This is a genomic window from Candidatus Omnitrophota bacterium, assembly GCA_040755155.1.
GTDB lineage: Bacteria > Hinthialibacterota > Hinthialibacteria > Hinthialibacterales > Hinthialibacteraceae > JBFMBP01.
On record JBFMBP010000074.1, the window covers coordinates 1 to 20,453 of the forward strand.

Sequence of the window (20,453 nt, forward strand, 5' to 3'; positions counted from 1 at the left end):
CACGGTTCCGTAGGAGATGCGGATGGTTCCGTTGGCGTCGGACGCGAGGACGCCTTGATGGAAGGCTTCCAACGCTTTGTAGTAGATGGGGCGCGCGAGAATCATGTCACCGGAAAGGCGTTTCTCTTTATCCTTGATTTTTTCCAGGCAGGGGCTGAGTTTTAGGGCGAATTGGATTAGTTTATCTTCGCTGTTTTGCATGTCTTTTATTGACGCCGAACGCAGCAGATTCAGGCGCTCGTCCAGGTTTCCCAATTTCGTCCCGCTAAATAATTCCTCCGCTTTTTGATGGATCGTCTCGTCTGAAACATCGGCGGAGGCGAGGAAGTCTTCTACGACTTGCGGGCGCAACTCTTCCTCCAGCGAAAAGCAATCTTTTAGGTCGAGTTCGAATATGGCTTGTTCGATGGCGCGGGAATAATTTTTTTGCAGGCGTTCTTGGGCTTGCTCCAGGCGCTTCCAGTTGCGTTCTTGATAATCGGGATCGCGTTCGAGGTCGGGTTTAGGGCGTTCTTCCGCCATGTGCACGATGTCGATGGCTGCGTTAAGCAGCTGAGCGGTGCGGCGGTAGGCGAGGAATTTCAATGTTTGATTCGTCTCGCGGGATTTTTGGGATTCGCCGATCAATCCGTTGATTTTTTCGATGATATTTCCGTATTCCTGTTTGTTTTGAAGCGAAGATTGAATCCATAGCGTCAGCGCTGCTTCTTCGTCTTTTTTCTTCTGCACCAGTTTTTCGTTTTGTGCGCCTTCGAGGGTTCCGATGTATTTCTTTTTATAATTTTCGAGTCCGGCCAGGGTGTAGGCGGCTTTGATTTTCAGATCGGGATCGTCCTTGGCGACGGCGTTGAGGACGTCGATATGCTGTTGATAAAAGCGGATCGTGCGGGGCAGGCGCCATTCGATTTCCTCGACGACTTCCTTCGCCGTCGTGAGGCGTTCGGTGACGGCGGGATAACCGACGACGAAGGCCAGATCGCCGGGTTTGAAGCTTTCATCGGCGATTTTCAAAAAGGATTTGGGCTTATAAGGGACGTTGTCTTTAGAATATTCGGCGGGCTTGCCGTCGGGGCCGACATAGGCGCGCAGGAGAGAGAAGTCAGCGTCGTGGCGGGGCCACATCCAATTGTCGATCTCGCCGCCAAATTCGCCGACGCCGTTGTGGGGGGCATAGACGAGGCGCACGTCCTTAATCTCCAGTTTGGTTATCAAATAGAACTTGCCGCCGCCGTAGAAGCGGGCGACTTCGCAGCGCGTATTGGGCTTCGATTTTTCGGCAGCTTCCACGATCTGCTTTTCGCGCTTTTCCAGTTCCTTATAGCGCTCCAAGCCGTCTGCAAGATCGGCGGCGCCGTTTAACATGCGCTCGGTTACATCGTCTATGGCGGTAACGACATAGACGCGGGCAGTGGGACCGGCGAACAGTTCCTGGCTGCGGTCATGGGCCAGGTATCCGGTTTTAAGGAGGTTGGCGTTTTCCGTAGAGTTGTACTGCAAGGCGCCGCGTACGCAATGGTAGTTGGTGATGATAAGGCCATCGGCGGAAATGAAAGAAGCGGAGCAGCCGCCCAGGCTGACAATGGCGTTGAGGGGAAATTGCAAGGGATCGGCGAAGACGGCGGGATCGAGTTGCAAGCCCATCTTCTTTAGCGTTTCGCCGTGAAGTTCGGCGATTTGATGGGGCATCCACATGCCGCCGGGCTGGTAGAGGCGGTTGGTTTGATCCGAGGCGGCGGCGATGGCGGGAAGAAGAATGACGGCGAATATTTTGAGGATGGCTTTCATTTTATTCTCCAAAATTCGAGATAAAGAAAATGTTCTATCTAGCAATTTATGGATAATAATGGATTTCATAGAGAAAAAAAGTGAATCAAGGCCAAGGCGTCCTTTCGCACTGCGTTACGGCAAATCCTATTTCCATTGCCAAGGCATTTGAGCGCCTTGATTTCTCTCGCGCAGGATTTGGAGATTGTTTTTCGCATAGATGAAATCCGGATCGAGCAGCGCCGCCATGCGGAAATCCTCCTCGGCGGCAATCGATTCTCCCAGCAACGCATGGACGACGCCGCGTTGATTGTAGTACCGATGGCGATTGCTGGCGTCGAAATCGATCATCTTATCGATGATATCAACGAATTTTTTTAAGAAGAAATCCCGCCGCTGTCCCTGCATCATAGCGGCGCAGAAATAATGATAATCCAACGGAGTCCAATTCAGGCGGCGGCAAATCTCGCCGATATACATCCACGGCTGCGAATGGCTCGGTTCCAGCGTCACCGCTGCAAGCAAGCTCTCTGACGCCTCCAAATCCCGGCCTCTAAGCGCCAGGTAAAAGCCTTTTTCGTAATAGATCACCCACGAAAACCGATCGTATCGATTGTACCCGGATACATCCGCCGTCCGCAGCGCCTTGGAACTGCGGGGAATCGCCGCGAGGCAAAGTAGATTGAAGCCGATCACAGCGCACGCCAACAGCGCCGCCCTCTTACCCTGGCTGCAACACAGGATGACATAACCGATCCCCAAGACCGCTAGCGCAATGGCGCATCCAGCCAAACGTTCAGCAAAATGATTTTGCCACTCGTCAAAGGGGATTTGATGGGCGATTCCATTCCAAAATCCATTGGAAACGGCGAGGATGATTTCGCTCCACTTTTGATAATGATCCAGCCGAATCGCTCCTCCCACTTCGGCGTTAAGCAATAGCCATGTCCATAACGCGCAAGCCGCCGCTAAGATTTTCAGCCAGACTTTTGGGATGCGTTCGAATAGTCCCGCTAAGCCAAGAATGAGCAGCGGAACGCATCCCAACATGCGCCGGTTGCCAAACGATCCCCCCGACCACCAAGCGATATTGCATGAATATATGTAAAGTTGCAGCATAACCGGCGCCGCTAGCGGCAGCCATCGCCGATTCAAGGACAGCCCCAATAGCCCCAAGCCAAACAAGGGCGACCAGGAGATCATGCCGTGAAAATCGGAGAATAACGTATCCCAAAGATGAGGATGCAGCCAGAAAACGTCTTCCGATCGCGGCAAAGCCAGCCAGGAGCCGTACAATTGCTTCCATAGCAACATCTGCGGAAAAAAGAACGCTATGGTTCCCGCCAACAGGGCGGCGAATGCCGCGCTATCCTTCCTTAAAGGCGCATCCTGCGTGCGTCGATTGCGTTTATCCCATACGATTTCCAGAATGGGCGTAAGAAGAAACAATAGGTTATGCGGGCGAATCAAGGCCGCCATTCCTAGGGCGCATCCGGAAGCCAAGCCGTGATAGAACGATGGTTTGGCTTTTTGCCGCCGCCATAGCAACAAGAATATGACGATAAAAAAAGCGGAGGGTGCGTGGGAATCGGCGGAGTTCACATAAAGATGATAAGTGAAGGAACTGCCAAGCCCGATGAACGCCGTCGCCCAAATCGCCGCCTGCTTGGCGGCTCCCATGCGCCGGGCGTAAAAATAGGACAACCATAGCGTCCCTCCGCCGTAAAGCAACGTCGAGCCATACGTAACAATCCATTGATCGATCCAGCCGTAACCATCGGGAGGGGAGCCTCCTCCGATCCAACTCCCTATCGATTTCGCCAGCCTTGCCGCCGCCAGAAAGGGAATCCACGCGATTCCCGTCCCTATCGGCCAATCGTTGGCGGGATAACCTGGCTTCGTAAGATACGTTTCGTGGGGGGCGAAACGAAAATGGCTGTATTCGTTGGCGTAGCAAAAATCCAAATCGTAGGCCAACGACCGCCCGCAGGAATAATAGAAAGCCAAATCCGGCGGGGCGATGCGTACCCGGCCAAAGAGCAAAAGAATGAGAGCGAAGCCCCAAAAGAACGTTCGCCGAGGAAAAAAACGCATAGCGCGGCGCTCCTCCAACCAGAGCGTATAATAATCTTCAGGCCGCCTTCATATATTCATACATGTTGACAGCCCCAACGGCGAATGTAATATTTGTTCTTTGCGCGTTCCCTTGTTCCGGCTGTCCGCAAGGCGCGCGGACTCTTCTCGTTAACTTTCCCAAAGGAGTTTATCCGATTATGCAGAGGGTTCCGGTTTGGAAAATCGTTTTAATTGCCGCAATTATTCTTTTCTCCCTCTGGATGCTGATGCCGACGCTCAAATTCTATTCCTACGATCCCGTCGCGCGCAACCTCGAACAACCCCCCGAGTTGGAAGAAGTACAGAAACTTTATGAAGAAAAGAAAATCGACGCCTCGGAAAGAAAAAGGAGAATCGACGAAGTCAGCCATTGGTTCCGCAACCTGAAGGACGACAGCATCCGCCTGGGACTAGACCTTCAGGGCGGCGTCCACATGGTTATCGAAGTGGATATGGATAAAGTTCGAGCGGACATCCGCCAGAACGATCCCAGCCTGGACGACGAGCAAGTCGAAAGCAAGGCGGAATACGCTTTAGGCAGCGCCGCCGCCATTATCGAAAACCGCGTCGACCAGTACGGCGTGGCGGAGACGGCTCTAGTTCGCCAGCCTCCCAACCGGCTGGTGCTGGAAATGCCCGGATTCAGCGATCCCGCCCGCGTGCGCGACTTGGTGCAGGCTACGGCGGAACTGAGCTTCCACCTGTTGCCCAAGCCGGAAGAATTGGGGCAGATTATCGGCGATATCGATGCGCTTGTAGAAGAGGATTTTCTCACCCTCTTCGCCGAAAAGACAACGGGATTTTCCGGATTGGCCGTGGAAGATCCCGACAATGTTCGTCTCGTCAGCGAAATCCTGGCCCGCAAAGAAGTGAAGAGCCTCATTCCCGGCGAATACATGTTCGTATGGGGCGCCGAGGAGAAGCCCACCGAATATTACAACTTCCCCCATCGGTATCTTTATCTTCTCTACAGTAAAACGCGCCTCACAGGCAAGAGCCTGAAAGACGCCTACGTCTATTTCGATCCTATGACCAACCAGCCTAACGTCTCGCTGCAATTCGACGCCAAGGGCGCCAACACTTTCGCCCAGATCACCGGAGAAAACGTTGGGGAGCGTCTGGCCGTCGTCATGGACAACCGCGTTTATACGGCGCCCAGGATTGAAGGCGAAATCCGGGGCGGCAGCGCCCGCATCACCGGCATCGGCGACCGCGAAGAAGCGCGCCAGATCGCCGTCGTACTGCGCGCGGGCGCCATGCCCGTGCCGCTCAGCATCGCGGAAAGCCGCGTCGTCGGCCCCTCTCTCGGCGCCGACTCCATCAATAAAGGTTTGATGGCCGGCGTCATCGGCGGCGCCGTAGTCATCGTCTTCATGGCGGTTTATTATGCCGTAACCGGCATCGTGGCCGACGTCGCCGTTATATTGAACTTGTTTCTCCTTCTGGCGGGCATGGCCATGTTTAAAGCCACATTAACTCTTCCCGGCATCGCCGGCATTGTGCTCACCATCGGCATGGCGGTGGACGCCAATGTTCTTATCTACGAACGCTTGCGCGAGGAGCTTCAGGGCAAATCGAAGACGATTCAGCTCATCCTCGACAAGGGTTTCGGGCGCGCTTTCATGACCATCTTCGACTCCAACATCACCACGTTGATCACCGCCTTGGTTCTCTTCCAGTTCGGAACCGGTCCTATCAAGGGCTTCGCCGTAACGCTTTCTCTCGGCATCCTGATTTCCATGTTCACCGCCGTCTTCGTTTCCCGCGTCATCCTCGATGTGATGTTCGCTTACGGCATGAAGACGCTTAACGTCGGAAAAATCCATTTTTTCGGCAAGACGCATATCAACTTTTTCTCCTATCCCATCACTTGTCTGGCGACGACGTTATCCATCGGCGTAATTGGATTCCTCTACCTCGCCGTATTCTGGTCCAGTTTCAAGGGCATCGACTTCGCGGGGGGTTCGGAAATGCTCGTCGCCTTCCAAAATCAGACTGACGTCCAGGATGTCCGCAGCCGGCTCTCCTCCACTGGCCTTCAAGGCGCCATCATCCAGGAAGTTCTCGACAGCGAGAATCAGATGCTCATCCGCGTGCGCGAAGGCGAAGTCGAATCCTCGCAACAATTCGAAACGAAGGTCAAAGACGCCCTTCAGGCCGATCATCCCTTTACGGTGTTGCGAACAGACACCGTTGGGGCCAAGGTAGGCGGCGAATTGCTGTTGAAAGCCGTATATTGCATAATATTCTCCAGTATCGGCATCTTGTTGTACATCACCGCCCGTTTCGAATTCCGCTTCGCCCTGGCCGCCGTTATTTGTTTGTTCCACGATTTGTTCTTCACTCTGGCGATCCTGGCGTTCACCGGCACGGAATTCAACCTGCCCATCGTCGCCGCACTGCTGACCGTGCTGGGATATTCGCTTAACGATACGATCGTCGTCTTCGACCGCATCCGCGAAAATTACACTTCGAAAATCATGAATTTCAAAGAACTGGTCAACAATAGCATTAACCAAACCTTGTCGCGAACCGTTAATACAGCCATGACGACGCTTTTCGTGCTTATTGCGCTCGATCTAATCGGCGGATCGGTTATTCACGATTTCTCCTTTACGCTGCTCATCGGCATCGTCATTGGAACCTATTCGTCGATCTTCGTCGCCAGCCCCCTATTATTCGTGCTCGAGAAGCAAGGGCCTAAAAAAGTCTCAAAGAAAATGCAGCCTGTCAGCTGACATTCTTCATTTACGAAGAACGCTGCGATCGACTATAATATTTTTTTAGGAAAATGGCCCGCTTCTTCATCGAAGCGGGTATTTCCTTTTTTTATCCCTTTCTTTTTTAGGAATGGGCTAACGGCATAGTCAGGATTGCGTAGAAAAGTAGGATAGGTCGCGTTTTTTGACCCTTCAGGTTTATGTATATTTGCAATCGATGGGTCAAACGGCGCGACCCATCCTACGCACGCTTCCGAACGCAGGAAAAAAGTACTGGAATTGAGAGGATGACATGATTCGCAATATTGCCATTTTCGTTTTGGTTGTAGTCATCGCGGCTACTATGGGCGCATTCGTCCTGACCATGAAACAGCGCAAAGCGAAGGAAGACAGTTTGGATAAAATGCACCTCGCCGAGGCGATGCTGGAATCTCAGGATTACAACGGCGCCGTCAAGAATCTTCTCCCCGTCGTCGAACGGGGAAAACGCTTCGAGCAAGCCGATAAAGCCCTTTATCTTCTCGCCCAGACCTATGAAAAACTCGGCGCGAAGGAAGCGATCGGCCTGTGGCGGCGGATTGCAGACGAGTTTCCCGAAAGCGTCTATCGCCTGGAAGCCCGTATGAATCTGGCCAATTCGCTCATTAACGAAAAGCCTGACGAAGCGCGTTCCATTTACGAAGACGCGTCAAAATCTTCGGACGATAAAATTAAAGAGCAGGCCCTAGCGGGAATCGCCATCTCCTACGCCACCGGCGATCCCGAAAAAGCGCTGTCACTCTTCTATCAAATTGTCGACGCCAAACCCAAAAACCCGAACGTGGAAGCGGCTGCCAAGGATTTTATCACCAAGATCAATTCAGAACGGCTTTGGTCGCCCCGGCTGGACGAATTTTGCCAACTCTATTCCGTGCAGCCCGGCGATTCCGCCGACAAAATCAGCGATATCTATAAAACCACCTCCGCCTTTCTCTGCGAGGCCAACAATTTCAAACCCAACGCGCTTAAGCCGGGACGGCAAATCAAGGTTCCCAAAGAGCCGTTTCACATCGTCGTCGATAAAAGCAACTGCCGCCTCAACCTTCTCTCGCAGAGCGGTCGCTTTATCAAGTGGTATCCCGTCGGCATCGGTACGGAAAGTTACAAAACCCCCGCCGGGGAATATGTCATAACCACAAAGCAAATCGATCCCAAATGGTATAAGCCGGAAGGCGGAGTCGCGGAGCCAGGCGATCCCGAAAACGCCCTCGGCGTCCGCTGGATGGGAATCTCCACCACCGATGGACAGAAGACGGGCTTGGGCATCCACGGCACCAACGCCCCCGAAACCATCGGCTTCCGCAAAAGCGCGGGCTGCATCCGCATGTACAACGAAGCGGTTATCGAACTCTATAAGATCGTTACCTACGGAACGCCGGTAACGATTGTGGAGGATATGGAGTAATCCTTGTATTAGTAAGTCATGATACGCACGGCGAGAAAAGTAAACCCGCCGTTGAAATGGCTAGTGTCGTTTGCCCCTTTAAAGGGGCATTTGAAAATAGCCTAGCCTTTCAAGGCTGGGATGAGAAATATCGCGGAATTTCGAGTTCTTTCGCGTTTCCGCCGGATGAAATAATAAAATTAAGGTAGTAAAACCATGAACCAGAAAATTCTTCGCCTGGGTTTGCCTAAAGGCAGCCTGCAGCAATCGACTTTCGAACTATTTCGCAAGGCGGGCTACGTCATCTCCGTCCGCGAGCGTTCCTACTTTCCGGAAACGGACGATCCCGAACTCTCCATCGTGCTTTTGCGGGCGCAGGAGATGTCGCGCTACGTCGAAGACGGCGCCTTGGACGCGGGCATCACCGGGCATGATTGGATTTTGGAAAACGATTCCAACGTTCATGAAATCGCCACTCTTTGCTATTCCAAGGCCTCGACGCGTCCCGTGCGCTGGGTGCTCGCCGTTCCGGAAGATTCCCCTATACAAAGCGTCAAGGACTTGCAAGGCAAGCGCATCGCCACCGAACTGGTCAACGCCTCCAAACGCTACTTAGAACAGAATGGCGTAAAAGCGGAAGTGGAATTTTCCTGGGGCGCAACGGAGGTCAAAGTTCCGCAGCTCGTCGACGCCATTATCGACGTGACGGAAACCGGCTCCTCCCTGCGCGCCAACAAACTGCGCATCGTGGAAACGCTTTTCGAATCGCAAACCAAATTCATCGCCAACCATGACGCCTGGAAGGACGATTGGAAGCGGGACAAACTGGAGCGCATCGCCATGCTGCTTTCCGGCGCCATCGAAGCGGGCGGAAAGGTAGGCTTGAAGATGAACGTGCGCGAAGCCGATATGAACGCCGTCCTCAAAGTGCTGCCCGAAGGCATCACCAATCCGACGGTTTCCAGCCTGCTGCAAAAAGGCTGGAGCGCGTTGGAGATCGTCGTCGATGAAAAGATCGTGCGCGAAATCATTCCCGCTCTCAAGCGCGCCGGAGCCGTGGGGATTATCGAATATTCGCTGAATAAGGTGATTTATTGAAATTTTTTTGGAAAAAAGATATTGCAGCGGATGCGAAAATCCAAAACGATTATAAAATTATGGTTTTCATCTGATCGATTTTCGAATGATGAATGGCGTGGAAATATGGTGGGGTACGCTTCGCTTTGAGCCCACCCTACTCATCTATTGCGTTCGTTGTTTGAATCACGAAAGCGCGAAATGAAAAAGAAAAACGCGAAAAAAATAGAAAATAAAAGCGGTTGACTTAAGAACTCGCGATGTGGAGAAGATTATTCCGTGGAATTCAAGAGAATTTGTGAAATCCGAGATGCGAAAATTTCGTGAAATTCGCGCCATTTCGCGTTTTCGTGATTCAGAAACGCCATAATGAGACGCCAGTTGGGTAGGGTGGGCTCAAAGCGAAGCGTAGCCCACCATAACGCATAACGATTTTGCATAATTGCAAAGGTATCAACCAACATGTCGGACAGAGAACTCTTCTCGCAGCATCTGATCGAGGCGCTGCCTTATATCCGCCAGTTTTACGCCAAATCCATCGTCATCAAATATGGCGGCGCCGCGATGAACAAGGAAGACCTCAAGCAGGAGTTCTGCCGCGACGTGGTATTGCTCGACTATGTCGGCATGAGGCCGCTCGTGGTTCACGGCGGCGGCCCTCAAGCTACGCAATTGCTGAAGCGTTTGGGACGGGATACGCAATTCATCGACGGCGTGCGCGTAACGGACAAAGAGACCGTCGATATCGTAGAGATGGTGCTGACCGGCTCCATCGGCAAAGAGATCGTCGCCCTTATGAATATGGAAGGCGGTAAGGCCGTGGGGCTTTCCGGCAAGGACGCCAATCTCATCCGCGTCAAAAAATTGATGCACCGCACCCAGGCCGATCCCGACAACGCCATCGATATCGGCTATGTCGGCGAGATTCAATCCATCGACGCCAAGGTATTGAGCACGCTGGAGCAGGGCGGCTTTATCCCCGTACTCTCGCCCATCGGCGTCGGCGAAGATGGCCACGCCTACAACATCAACGCCGACACGGCGGCGGGCGAAATCGCCCGCGCTACGATCGCCGAGCGCTTGATTCTCTTGACGGATACGCCAGGCGTGCTGCGAGACAAAAACGATCCCGATTCGATCATCTCCTCCCTCAGCGCCAGCGAAGCGCGGGAATTGATCGCCTCCGGCAAAGCCGACGGCGGCATGATTCCAAAACTTCAAGCCTGCCTGCGGGCAATCGGCGGCGGGGTGAAGAAAGCGCATATCATCGATGGACGGGTTCCCCACTCCGTCCTTTTGGAACTATTCACGGATACCGGCGTCGGGACGCAAGTCTATCCCGACCGCTGAACCATCTGAAGAAAGGGTAATAAAATGACCACGGCGGAAACGATCCAAACCAACGCCCAACAGTATCTAACGAATAACTATGGAGTCCGCAGCCTCGCGCTCGTTCGCGGCGAAGGCGCCTACGTATGGGATTCCAAGGGGCGTCGATATTTGGATCTTCTCTCCGGACTCGGCGTCAACAACCTGGGCCATTGCCACCCCAAAGTAACGGCGGCGATTCGCGAGCAGGCGGGAAAACTGCTGCACGTCTCCAACCTGTATCTCATCGAACCCCAGGTCGAACTAGCGCGCCTGCTGGTGAAACACAGCCCGGCGGATAAAGTCTTTTTCTGCAACAGCGGGACCGAAGCTATCGAAGCGGCCATCAAAATGGCACGGCGCTATTCCTTCGATAAATACGGCGAAGGACGCCATCGCATCATCGCCTTGAAGAATTCGTTTCATGGCCGCACGCTGGGCGCGCTTTCCGCTACGGGTCAGACCAAGTACCATCACGGCTTCCAACCCTTGGTGGAAGGTTTTATCCATGTTCCCATCAACGACATCGAAGCCATGCGCTCCGCCGTTAACAAATCGGTCTGCGCTGTTTTGATCGAACCCGTTCAGGGCGAAGGCGGCGTTTATCCCTGCGATGAGGAATACCTCAAGCAGGTGCGCCAACTTTGCGACGAAAACAATTTGCTTCTGATATTCGACGAAGTGCAATGCGGCCTCGGACGCGCCGGACATCTTTTCGCCAGCGAGGAATTGGGCTTCGAGCCGGATCTGATATCCTTGGCGAAGAGTCTTGCGGGCGGCGTTCCCATCGGCGCGCTGCTTGCCAAGGACGAACCGGCGCAGGCGTTCGTTCCCGGAACCCACGCCGCCACGTTTGGAGGCAATCCCCTGGCGGCCGCCGCTGGAGTCGCCGCGTTCAACGTTCTTCTTGACGAAAAATTGCCGCAGCGTTCCAAACGGCTGGGACAGGAATTCCGGAACCGATTGAACGAATTGAAAAAGAAACATTCGTGCATCCTCGAAGTCCGGAGTAAAGGATTGATGATCGGCGTCCAAATGAATTTTCCCGTCGCCGAACTTCTCCTGAAATTGCTCGAACGCGGCTACATCGCCGGACCGGCGGGACCGGAAGTCTTGCGCTTCCTGCCGCCTCTCATCATCGAAGAGAATCTGCTTTTCGAGGCAATCGCTGCGTTGGATGAATTATTGCCGTAGGAAATCGATGGGTTAAACATCGCAACCCATCCTACGTTTGAGATAAAACCATCCATTTCGATGGCGTCAAATATGCCTCCCTCTGCCAAGGGGGAGGCATGGATTCTTTTTGGAACGATGTATGATTCGATGAAATTGGGAAACTAATGAGATCGTCCACGAGACCGATTTTTTTTATTCATAATCAAGAAGGCATTGAAGAATAGCCGATTCATCTCTGGGAGAGAGCCATGAGTAAACGCGATTTTCGTTTTGTTACTGATTTTAACCGGGACGAACTATGGGCCGTTCTTAAACTGTCGGCGGAAATGAAAGACGATCCGTTTCGCTTCCGCACTAGCCTTATGGGCAAGTCTATGGCCATGATTAACGAGAAAAAATCTTTGCGCACTAAGGTAACGTTCGAAGCGGGCATCCAACAGCTGGGAGGATTCTCCATTTATCTCACCAACCACGACATCAACCTGGGCAAGCGCGAACCGGTCAAGGATATCGCCCGCAATCTCTCCCGCTGGGTCGATATTATTGCCGCCCGCGTTTTCCAGCAGACCACAATCATGGAGATGGCGGAATACGCATCGATCCCCGTCATCAATGCTCTTTCCGACGAAGACCACCCCTGTCAGGCCGTGGCCGACGTCTTCACCATTTGGGATCGGCTGCGCGGACGCGGACGCCTGGAGAGCTTCAATCTCGTCTACATCGGCGACGGCAATAACGTATGCAATTCGCTCATCCTCATTTCCGGGATGCTAGGATTCAATCTGACGGTCAGCACGCCTCACGGCTACGAACCGATGACTCATGTTCTCGACCGCGGCCGAGAATTGGCCGGCAATTCCGGCGGCGCCATTATGTTCGAACGCGATCCCCGCAAAGCCATCGTTTCGGCGGAAGCGATTTATACCGACGTATGGACCAGCATGGGCCAGGAGGAAGAAACAGAGCAGCGATTGCATGATTTTAAGGCTTATCAGGTCAACGAGGAACTTGTCGCCCTCGCTCCTAAGAACGCTGCTATCATGCACTGTCTCCCGGCTCATCGCGGCGAGGAAGCGACGGACGCCGTCTTAGAGTCGCCCAATTCCATTATCTTCGATCAGGCGGAAAATCGGCTTCATGCGCAAAAAGCCATTATGAAATTCTTAGTAGAGGCGAAATCGTAAAAAAGGGATTAGAAGGCGTTAACGGGGCGCGCGTCCAGCAGGATGCGCGCCTTTTTCTTTGGATTACATTTCGTCCACCGCCCGCGTCTCCAATCGCTTCAACAAGCGATATCCTCCCCATAACGCGAGGAGGCTTACCGTGGCGGCGTAGGGTATGGCGCAATGGGTAATGAATCCGTTAACGGCGGCGCTTTCCGGATGGTTCATATTGAGATGCGCCGAGAGGAAGGCGTAGCGATGCCATTCCAACAGTCCCGCCATGGGATTGAGAAAATAGAAATAGACGCCGTACCGGGGCAGTTTGGAAGATACGTCGCACACGTCGTACAACACCGGCGAGAGATAGAACCAGATGAAGACGAGAAACTCCACGATCTGCGTCGTATCGCGATAGAGAACATTCAATACGGATCCGATGAAGCACAATCCCAACAAGAACGCCGTCAGCGCCGCTACGGCCAGCGGCAGTTGCAACAACGTCCAGGCGGGACGCGCCAACGGCAGGACGTATAAAATCGGCAACAGCACGAAAAACGACAATAGATAATTGACTAGGTTAGCCAAAACCACCGCCGCCGGAAAAACCGCCCGCGGGCAATATACTTTTTTCACAAGATGGGAATTCCCCAGCAGCGAATGGACGCCCTCCATCAATCCCATGGAAAAATAAAACCAAGGCATATAGGCGGCCAGCAGGAAAACGGGATAGGAAACCGCATACCGCGCGCTTTGCAGTCCCATCATGGAAAACACGCCCGCTAAAACGGCGATAGTCAACATAGGCCGCAAAAGGCTCCAAAAAAATCCCAGCGCCGAAACCTTATAACGCGCCTTCAAATCCCGCGCCGCCAATTGACGGATCAAGCCCCGATATGGCCATAACTCCAAGCGCCTCGCAGGGGCCAAGAGAACTTTGCATCGTTCACTTAACAAAACCATAAAATAAATTAGACTCCTAAAAAAGAGTTATACCAATCACCGATGAATATACTGCTTTTAAATTTCTCTCCCAAAATTGCCGATCTTTACTCACAAGTCGAGAATAATAATCAAGGGCAAAAACAGCCTTCCCCTTGCCACCCCGCAAAGAACGCTCAAGAGCAGAAAGAATTAATCACAAATCCGCCGCATGGCGTTTTTCATTTTTCGTCCGTTCCCAATCCGCCGTTTCCAAAATCTCGACGATCCGCTCCGAAGCCTTGCCATCTCCGTAGGGATTGACCGTGTTCCACGCTTTTCGTAAAAATTCCGCATCGTTCAAGGCGCGATCAATGGCTTTTTCGATTTCCGTTTGGATGGGCGGAGCGCTGATAACGTTATCGCCGCGCTCGCGTCCCGCCTGCCGATCGCCAATATCGATCGCCGGGACGCCGTAAGCGGGCGAATCGATGATTCCCGAGCTGGAATTGCCCGCCAAAACCGCACAACGGCGCAAGAGGTTGCAATAGACGGCGCGGGGAACATGGACGATGGTTTTCAACCAATCCCCTTTTTGATATTCGCGAATTTTAGCCAACATCTCTCGTCCGCCTGCATCGGCGTTGGGCGACATCAGGAAGCAGGGCAGTCCCGACCGCTTGAACGCCTCCAGCGTAGCGGCGATCTCGGCGGCGGCGGCATGAGGACGAGTGGAAACGGGGTGCTGCGCAATCAACGCGTAGCGTTCCGGCAGAGGAAAGCCGATGCGTTGGGAAATCTCCTCGTCCGATAAGCGCGGGTATTTCTGCAAGGCGTCCAGTCCCGGCGTCCCCGTATGAAAGACATAATCGGGATTCTCGCCCAACCGGACGATTCGCTCGCGGCTTTTGGGAGTGGCGGCGAAATGGAGATGGCTTAATTTGGTGATGGCGTGACGCATGTATTCGTCGAAACCGCCCTGGGTAACCTCTCCGCCGTGGATATGCGCCAGAACCGCCCCGCCAAACAAGCCCGCAATAGCCCCGGCGAAAGCTTCCACACGATCCCCCAATATGACGACAGCGTCCGGCTTGAGGCGCTCGACCTCCTGAGCCATCCCGTAAATGCCAATCCCTAACCCCTTAGCCATCGCCGAGGGCAGATCGCTGCTGAAGAGCATATCCACCTTGGCGGCCAAAGGCATTTTGTCCCGTTCGATCTCGCGCACCGTCAAGCCGTAGTCCGGCGAGAGGTGCATTCCAGCGGCGATGACGGCCAATTCCAACGCCGGGGAAGAGGCGATGCGCTCCATGACCGGATGCAGAATGCCGTACTCGGCGCGCGTCCCGGTAACGACGGCGATGCGCCTCATGATTTATGTTCCCCTTCATGCTTCAACATCAATTCCGCTTTCTGAAAATCGAGATAATCGTTGATATCCACAGAACTGGGCGCGTCCATGACGTAAGCCGCCAACGAGGCCCAATCGAAGATGGCGGCGTCATCCGTCAGATTGTCGTAGTAAGAGCGTTTGGAAATATAAATTGCGCCGTTAATCCGGTAGAATGCGGGCAGATCCTGGCGGCGCAGGGGGCGGTTTTCGAGAATGAAAAGCGGTTCGAGATTACTCGCGTTGTCGATGGAAAACATAAAATAGGGATGAAATTCCTGCACGTCCGTTACGGATATGAGCGATTTTTTGCCCGATTTAAGATGCTTGTCCAACGCTTCGTCGATATGGCGGGCGTTGCGAAACGGCGAAGTCGGCTGCAAAAATACGACATGATTGGGGGAATACTCCTCTTTTTCCTCCAAGAAACGCAGCGTATGGAGAAGCACGGAGAGCGACGTGGCAGAATCTCCGGCATACTCCAACGGACGCAGGAAGGGAACTTCCGCGCCCCAGCCTTTGGCGATTTTGGCGATCTCCTCATCGTCGGTAGAGATGACGACGCGCTCGATGCGGCTTCGCAATGCGGCGCGGATGGTATGGGCAATCAGTGGAATGCCGCCCAATAGGCGCACGTTCTTTCGCGGCAGCCCTTTGGAACCGCCGCGCGCCGGGATGACGGCTAGGGTATGGGGAATGGCTTTTTCCGTCATGAGGATGGACTTTCAACTAACAACTCATGTTACGCAATCTCAATTCTCTCGCCCTTTGGATCAATCTTCATCCCTAAGAAATAGCCTGCCTTCTTACTGCGTTTTTGAATCACGAAAACACGAAAAGGCGCGAAATTTTCAAATCACTGATTCATCGGGATTCCAAAGAAAAATCCTTCTTACGGCGCGATCCCTTGCCCTAACTAGTTTTTTATTTTTCGTGTTTTTCTTTTCATTTCGCGTCTTCGTGATTCAATCGACGAGTGTAAAAAATTCCTTTAATTATCCATTGCGCGTAACATGAGATTATAATCTATTTTCTCCAAACCATTGCTGCTAGTCGTTCGATTTTCAACTTATCCGATTTCCTCGCCGCCAATCAATCCCTTGGCGTCTTCATCGTCCAATTTCAATTTCGCTGGCGTTTTTTTAATCCGTTGTTCCACTTGTTTGATGTGCTCGGCGGGAGGAATATTTTCCGGCAGCGTCCCGCCAATCCGCTTGATGGCTTCCCGCACTTCTTGGCCAACTTGATGATGCGCGCCGATGGCGGCTTCCTGGTTGCGAATTCCTTCTCTCGCCAATTTGTCTCTCGTTTGAGTCATGCGGAATTGATTGGCCGCTAATTCGGTGGTTCCCATGCGATCCATCAGATTTTCTTTTTCGGGGATGCGCTTCTTTCTTTTGATATCTACATTTCCCAATCCCCCATAAAGCCCTTTATAACCAGCGTCGTGAAAAACGCCGAACATCTTATTTTGAACTCCCGCCTCCCGCGCTGCTCCTGACAGCGCTTTAAATTCCTCCGAGGTTTGCTTGCGCAATTCCAGCCGCTCAAGATCGGCGGCCAATTCCTCCGATAGTTCCTGTCGCCGCGTTTGAATGGCGAAGTACTTTTGAGCGTAAGCGATTTCCGGTTTACGCGGATCGCCGTTCTGGGCTATAAGATAACACGCAAAGCGTGAGAGGTGGAAATCGGGAACTTCTCTAACGCTTCCCGAACCAAGTTCGACCATTTTGCCGGCGCCGGCAAAATGGTTCGCCGGTTCATTTCCCGATTGTTCGCAAGAAGTGACGGCTCTTTTAATCGCCTCTTCGAATCGGCGCCATTGGCTGTACCCCAGCATGACCTGAAGGTCTCTTGCGCTCCAATATTCGGCGCCGTGTTCGTTAATCTTTTTTAGTTCTTCAAACGATTTCCCTTTGGTTGCGGGTAGATTATCCTGGTTCATCCTTAAATCCCTCCATTGAGATAGGGCTTAATTCTATCAAACCGAAACGCCGATTTCTACTTCTTCTGCTATAATAAATTCATTCTTATCGCTGGGTATTGCAATGACAAAGAGCGCTTTCACACTCATCGAACTCTTGATTGTCGTGGCGATCATCGGCGTCCTCGCGGCCATCGCCGTTCCCAATTTTCTGCTCGCTCAGACCAAAGCCAAAATCGCGCGGGTGGAGGGAGATATCAAAGCGATGGCCACGGCGATGGAACTATACCGCATCGATTGCAACGATTTTCCCAATTCTTCCACTGGCGGGGTGTTTCAATCCTTCACCCGCTTGGAGGAACTGGTATCGCCCACGCCCTACATGAATACCATTCCCATCGATCCCTTCAACAAATGGGGCGTGCCGGGGCATCTCTCCGCTAAAGAGTACATTTACCACAACGATACTGCCAGCGAGTGGCCTAAAAACGTATTTCTCGACTTGCGCCAGCATCATTACGGTCCCGGCAAACTTTCGCCCAACTGGATCATCATCGGTTTCGGTCCCGATCAAACGACGCAGGATTGGGATCGCGGCGGTTCGATTCCGTGGGGTGCTGTGGCATACGAGCCAAGCAATGGCGTCGTTAGCCGGGGGGATATCTATCGTTTCGGCCCTTAGAAACGGCGGGATGCGCCATTCTTCCTAAAACCTAGTCTATTGGTTCTACTCATGAATTGCGCCGTTTTCGTGCTATTATTATCGGTATCATAGAATAGGACTGGAAAATAACGATGTCGGATTTACAAGATTTAATCGTTCCCTTAGTAATTTTGATCGCCGTTTTGATACAAGGCGTTGGTTCCTTCCTCAAAGGAAATTATGAAAAGGATGAAGACGGCGACGTTCCATCCTCAACGCCGCCCATTGTTGTCCAACCCAAACCGGAGCGCCAGTCTGCTCCACCTGTCAGCCCAGATCAAAGGCCAGTTTGGGAAGCCGTTTCGCCCGATGATAATAGAACTCGACCAGCCCCGAAACGTCCGGCGCCTAAGCCTCAGCCCGCAGCTTTGGAAGAAGAAAAACCGATCAACGTTCCTGCTCAGGAAAGCCCGTGGGGCAAAATTCTACGAGAACTGTTGGATGCGGATGAGGTCTTCGTTGAAGAAGAACCGCCCCGTCCAAAAAAAATTCCGCGCAAGCCGAAACCGGAGCCTAAGCCTCAATCCGCCGCTGCGGCTCCCTCACCAACGCCTCAACCTATCCCTATCGCCGCCGCTTTCGTTAAGCCCGCGACGGTGAAGAGGGCTTATCCTGCAGCGCTCGCCAGAATTATGAAAAACGCCGAAAAGGATCCCGTACGCGCGGGCATTATCTTTTCCGAAATCATCAAACCGCCGCCCTCGCTGGAATATTTCGGGAGAATCGTGAAACCGTAAACGGTGTTGGCAATATAAAAAGATAAAAGCAGGTAGTTGCAATGGATGAAATCCGCGAAGATATAAAAGTCCTTTCGCTGGAAGCCGTTCGTATTCTATCGCGCATGGGCTGCGTGCGGGCCGCGTATCTGTTCGGTTCCCAGGTTGAGGGAAATCCCGGCCCGTGGAGCGATATCGACATCGCCGTTTTTATGGAAGGGATTGAGAATTGGGATATCCGGCAGAGAGCGAAAGCGATGGGCCGCGTGATGATAGAATGCGGCGCAGATATGGAAGCGCATCTTTTTCCCGCGTCCGTGTTAGCAAATCCGCCCATCGGAAGCTTCGCCGCTTATATTCTTCGGCATGGAGCGCCCTTGGATTTCTTGACGGAAGAAAAGCCCTGATAAGCATCCATATATAAACCGCCGAATGGAAAAAATTCTCTTACTCGCCACGAAAAATTGGGAAAAACTGAAGGAATTGCAGGAACTGCTTGACGGTTCTGGATGGCGCGTCATCGCTCTGAGCGATTTTCCCGATTGTCCTGACGCCGTCGAGGACGGCAAAACATTCGAAGAAAACGCCCGCATCAAGGCCGTCGCCGCATCGACCCATACGGGACTATTGACGTTGGCGGACGATTCCGGCTTGGAAGTGGACGCGCTAGGATTGGCGCCGGGGATTTATTCCGCCCGTTATGCGCGTGGAGACGATTCGACGGACGAAGAGAATACAGCCAAAGTACTAGCAGAAATGAAAGACGTACCCGATGAGCGGCGGACAGCGCGTTTCGTCTGCGCCGCCGTCATCGCCCGCGGCGAGGAGATTTTGTTTACTACGCGGCAAACCGCGGAAGGATTCATCGCCCGCGAACCGCGCGGTTCCGGCGGATTCGGCTACGATCCCATCTTTTATTATCCGTCCTTCGGCCAAAATTTCGCCGAAGTCCCCCCCCCAAAAAAACATTCAGTCAGCCATCGGGGAAAAGCCTTGCGCGCCGCCGTGGAATTCTTACAAGCGCTTATCGAATAAATTATTTGATCAAGATCAAGGGCAGAAAAAAACCTTTCCCTCGCCCCCCGGATTTATTCCTCTTCAAACGGCATAAAGAAATCAAACACGTTTCGCCCGTATTTCTTAGTTCGTACGTGTTCCAGATGCGGCCAATCCAGGCGGATTTCTTCTTCCACATCGTGTTGGGCGAAGACGACGGCGTCCTTCGTCATCAGGCCGGGAGATTCTTCTAGTTTCTTGAGTGTGGCGTCAACGAGGCCTGCGCCGAAGGGCGGGGTAACTCCGATCACATCGAAAGGTTTTCGTTGCGCCGCCAATTTGGGGATCATTAACAGTACGTCGCCGCGGATGATGCGATAGTTTTCCTGGGGGCAGATTTTCTGGAAGTTGGTTTGGGCGGCCTTGAGCGCCGCATCGTCCGCGTCGATGCTGAGGGCGTAGGACGCGCCCCGGCTCAACGCTTCCAGCGCCATCACGCCAGTTCCAGAGAAGAGATCGAGAAACTTTTTTCCATCCAAATGCGGCTGAAGGATATCCAGCAGCGATTTTCGTATGCGCGACAAAAGCGGGCGCGTTGTAAGTCCCGGCGGCGTTACAATGGTTTTGTTTTTATATTTCCCGGCGATAATGCGCATGAACGGCCTTTCTCCGGCGCGAGCCGGCAGAGCAAAAAAGGATTCGCGAAATTCAAACAAATTGTATATGCTGAAAGAGAAAGTATTGAGTCCGGCCAGCAGCCGGAATAGCATTTTTCGGAGGCGGCGTCAGAAAATCCTTTTCGACGCCATTCGTGAAATTTTGGGTGTTGCAAGTGCGAAGTCGGGAAGTCCGTGTTTTTTGCGTCTTTTTGTGGTTTCGTGATTCGAAAACGCAACAAAAAAATAAATCCATGCGCTGCGTTGGATCGGTTGCTCCAATCTGCGGGCGAGACGCCCACTCACCCAGGCTGCGTAACATGAGTTAAGAAGTGCGAATTTAG

The 20,453-nt window shown here is 52.9% G+C and carries 17 protein-coding genes; 10 read left to right on the top strand and 7 right to left on the bottom strand.

What is annotated here, in order from left to right:
• The coding region (locus AB1656_09545; GenBank protein MEW6235617.1) for a S46 family peptidase at window positions 1-1,785 on the bottom strand (1,785 nt) is incomplete at its 3' end.
• A gap of 126 nt (window positions 1,786-1,911) precedes the next feature.
• Window positions 1,912-3,858, bottom strand: coding sequence for a hypothetical protein (locus AB1656_09550; protein ID MEW6235618.1), 1,947 nt, complete (start codon window positions 3,856-3,858; stop codon window positions 1,912-1,914).
• Window positions 3,859-4,037: 179 nt separating this feature from the next.
• Here AB1656_09550 and secD point away from each other — a divergent pair, with 179 nt between their 5' ends.
• The 6 genes from secD to argF all read left to right on the top strand — a co-directional run bounded on the left by secD (window position 4,038) and on the right by argF (window position 12,827).
• Complete coding sequence (gene secD / locus AB1656_09555) at window positions 4,038-6,617, top strand: protein translocase subunit SecD (protein MEW6235619.1); 2,580 nt, start codon at window positions 4,038-4,040, stop codon at window positions 6,615-6,617.
• Between the two features lie 274 nt (window positions 6,618-6,891).
• Window positions 6,892-8,043: a L,D-transpeptidase family protein gene (locus tag AB1656_09560; protein ID MEW6235620.1), complete on the top strand. Its 1,152-nt coding sequence runs from the start codon at window positions 6,892-6,894 to the stop codon at window positions 8,041-8,043.
• Window positions 8,044-8,238: 195 nt separating this feature from the next.
• Window positions 8,239-9,120, top strand: coding sequence for an ATP phosphoribosyltransferase (gene hisG, locus AB1656_09565; protein ID MEW6235621.1), 882 nt, complete (start codon window positions 8,239-8,241; stop codon window positions 9,118-9,120).
• Window positions 9,121-9,561: 441 nt separating this feature from the next.
• Window positions 9,562-10,449 (top strand): acetylglutamate kinase, encoded by an 888-nt coding sequence (gene argB, locus AB1656_09570; protein ID MEW6235622.1) that lies wholly within the window; start codon window positions 9,562-9,564, stop codon window positions 10,447-10,449.
• Between the two features lie 24 nt (window positions 10,450-10,473).
• Window positions 10,474-11,661, top strand: a complete 1,188-nt coding sequence (locus AB1656_09575) for an aspartate aminotransferase family protein (GenBank protein ID MEW6235623.1) — start codon at window positions 10,474-10,476, stop codon at window positions 11,659-11,661.
• 230 nt (window positions 11,662-11,891) lie between these two features.
• Window positions 11,892-12,827: an ornithine carbamoyltransferase gene (gene argF, locus AB1656_09580; GenBank protein ID MEW6235624.1), complete on the top strand. Its 936-nt coding sequence runs from the start codon at window positions 11,892-11,894 to the stop codon at window positions 12,825-12,827.
• Between the two features lie 63 nt (window positions 12,828-12,890).
• On the opposite strand, the gene AB1656_09585 is transcribed toward argF, so the two are convergent.
• The 4 genes from AB1656_09585 to dinD all read right to left on the bottom strand — a co-directional run bounded on the left by AB1656_09585 (window position 12,891) and on the right by dinD (window position 17,059).
• A complete protein-coding gene (locus AB1656_09585) occupies window positions 12,891-13,766 on the bottom strand; it encodes an ABC transporter permease (GenBank protein ID MEW6235625.1) in 876 nt (291 codons plus the stop codon).
• A gap of 175 nt (window positions 13,767-13,941) precedes the next feature.
• On the bottom strand, window positions 13,942-15,096 hold the full coding sequence (gene neuC, locus AB1656_09590; protein ID MEW6235626.1) for a UDP-N-acetylglucosamine 2-epimerase: 1,155 nt from the start codon (window positions 15,094-15,096) through the stop codon (window positions 13,942-13,944).
• Window positions 15,093-15,827 carry an acylneuraminate cytidylyltransferase family protein gene (locus tag AB1656_09595; protein MEW6235627.1) on the bottom strand — a complete coding sequence of 245 codons (735 nt, stop codon included), beginning with the start codon at window positions 15,825-15,827 and terminating at the stop codon, window positions 15,093-15,095. The genes neuC and AB1656_09595 overlap by 4 nt, the downstream gene beginning before the upstream one ends.
• Before the next feature lie 356 nt (window positions 15,828-16,183).
• Entirely contained in the window at window positions 16,184-17,059 is an 876-nt protein-coding gene (dinD, locus tag AB1656_09600) for a DNA damage-inducible protein D (GenBank protein MEW6235628.1), read from the bottom strand.
• A 103-nt stretch (window positions 17,060-17,162) separates the two neighbouring features.
• Here dinD and AB1656_09605 point away from each other — a divergent pair, with 103 nt between their 5' ends.
• The 4 genes from AB1656_09605 (at window position 17,163) to rdgB (ending at window position 19,492) form a co-directional block, all read left to right on the top strand.
• Window positions 17,163-17,720: a prepilin-type N-terminal cleavage/methylation domain-containing protein gene (locus AB1656_09605; GenBank protein MEW6235629.1), complete on the top strand. Its 558-nt coding sequence runs from the start codon at window positions 17,163-17,165 to the stop codon at window positions 17,718-17,720.
• Between the two features lie 113 nt (window positions 17,721-17,833).
• On the top strand, window positions 17,834-18,478 hold the full coding sequence (locus tag AB1656_09610; GenBank protein ID MEW6235630.1) for a hypothetical protein: 645 nt from the start codon (window positions 17,834-17,836) through the stop codon (window positions 18,476-18,478).
• A gap of 41 nt (window positions 18,479-18,519) precedes the next feature.
• A complete protein-coding gene (locus AB1656_09615) occupies window positions 18,520-18,864 on the top strand; it encodes a nucleotidyltransferase domain-containing protein (protein ID MEW6235631.1) in 345 nt (114 codons plus the stop codon).
• 25 nt (window positions 18,865-18,889) lie between these two features.
• A complete protein-coding gene (gene rdgB, locus AB1656_09620) occupies window positions 18,890-19,492 on the top strand; it encodes an RdgB/HAM1 family non-canonical purine NTP pyrophosphatase (protein MEW6235632.1) in 603 nt (200 codons plus the stop codon).
• Window positions 19,493-19,545: 53 nt separating this feature from the next.
• On the opposite strand, the gene rsmD is transcribed toward rdgB, so the two are convergent.
• Window positions 19,546-20,109: a 16S rRNA (guanine(966)-N(2))-methyltransferase RsmD gene (gene rsmD, locus AB1656_09625; protein MEW6235633.1), complete on the bottom strand. Its 564-nt coding sequence runs from the start codon at window positions 20,107-20,109 to the stop codon at window positions 19,546-19,548.
• Window positions 20,110-20,453: the final 344 nt, after the last annotated feature.

What these genes read in the sequence shown, in the direction of transcription:
- AB1656_09550 (MEW6235618.1), bottom strand. Translation starts at nt 3,858, where the DNA reads ATGCGTTTTTTTCCTCGGCGAACGTTCTTTTGGGGCTTCGCTCTCATT.
- secD (MEW6235619.1), top strand. Translation starts at nt 4,038, where the DNA reads ATGCAGAGGGTTCCGGTTTGGAAAATCGTTTTAATTGCCGCAATTATT.
- AB1656_09560 (MEW6235620.1), top strand. Translation starts at nt 6,892, where the DNA reads ATGATTCGCAATATTGCCATTTTCGTTTTGGTTGTAGTCATCGCGGCT.
- hisG (MEW6235621.1), top strand. Translation starts at nt 8,239, where the DNA reads ATGAACCAGAAAATTCTTCGCCTGGGTTTGCCTAAAGGCAGCCTGCAG.
- argB (MEW6235622.1), top strand. Translation starts at nt 9,562, where the DNA reads ATGTCGGACAGAGAACTCTTCTCGCAGCATCTGATCGAGGCGCTGCCT.
- AB1656_09575 (MEW6235623.1), top strand. Translation starts at nt 10,474, where the DNA reads ATGACCACGGCGGAAACGATCCAAACCAACGCCCAACAGTATCTAACG.
- argF (MEW6235624.1), top strand. Translation starts at nt 11,892, where the DNA reads ATGAGTAAACGCGATTTTCGTTTTGTTACTGATTTTAACCGGGACGAA.
- AB1656_09585 (MEW6235625.1), bottom strand. Translation starts at nt 13,766, where the DNA reads ATGGTTTTGTTAAGTGAACGATGCAAAGTTCTCTTGGCCCCTGCGAGG.
- neuC (MEW6235626.1), bottom strand. Translation starts at nt 15,096, where the DNA reads ATGAGGCGCATCGCCGTCGTTACCGGGACGCGCGCCGAGTACGGCATT.
- AB1656_09595 (MEW6235627.1), bottom strand. Translation starts at nt 15,827, where the DNA reads ATGACGGAAAAAGCCATTCCCCATACCCTAGCCGTCATCCCGGCGCGC.
- dinD (MEW6235628.1), bottom strand. Translation starts at nt 17,059, where the DNA reads ATGAACCAGGATAATCTACCCGCAACCAAAGGGAAATCGTTTGAAGAA.
- AB1656_09605 (MEW6235629.1), top strand. Translation starts at nt 17,163, where the DNA reads ATGACAAAGAGCGCTTTCACACTCATCGAACTCTTGATTGTCGTGGCG.
- AB1656_09610 (MEW6235630.1), top strand. Translation starts at nt 17,834, where the DNA reads ATGTCGGATTTACAAGATTTAATCGTTCCCTTAGTAATTTTGATCGCC.
- AB1656_09615 (MEW6235631.1), top strand. Translation starts at nt 18,520, where the DNA reads ATGGATGAAATCCGCGAAGATATAAAAGTCCTTTCGCTGGAAGCCGTT.
- rdgB (MEW6235632.1), top strand. Translation starts at nt 18,890, where the DNA reads ATGGAAAAAATTCTCTTACTCGCCACGAAAAATTGGGAAAAACTGAAG.
- rsmD (MEW6235633.1), bottom strand. Translation starts at nt 20,109, where the DNA reads ATGCGCATTATCGCCGGGAAATATAAAAACAAAACCATTGTAACGCCG.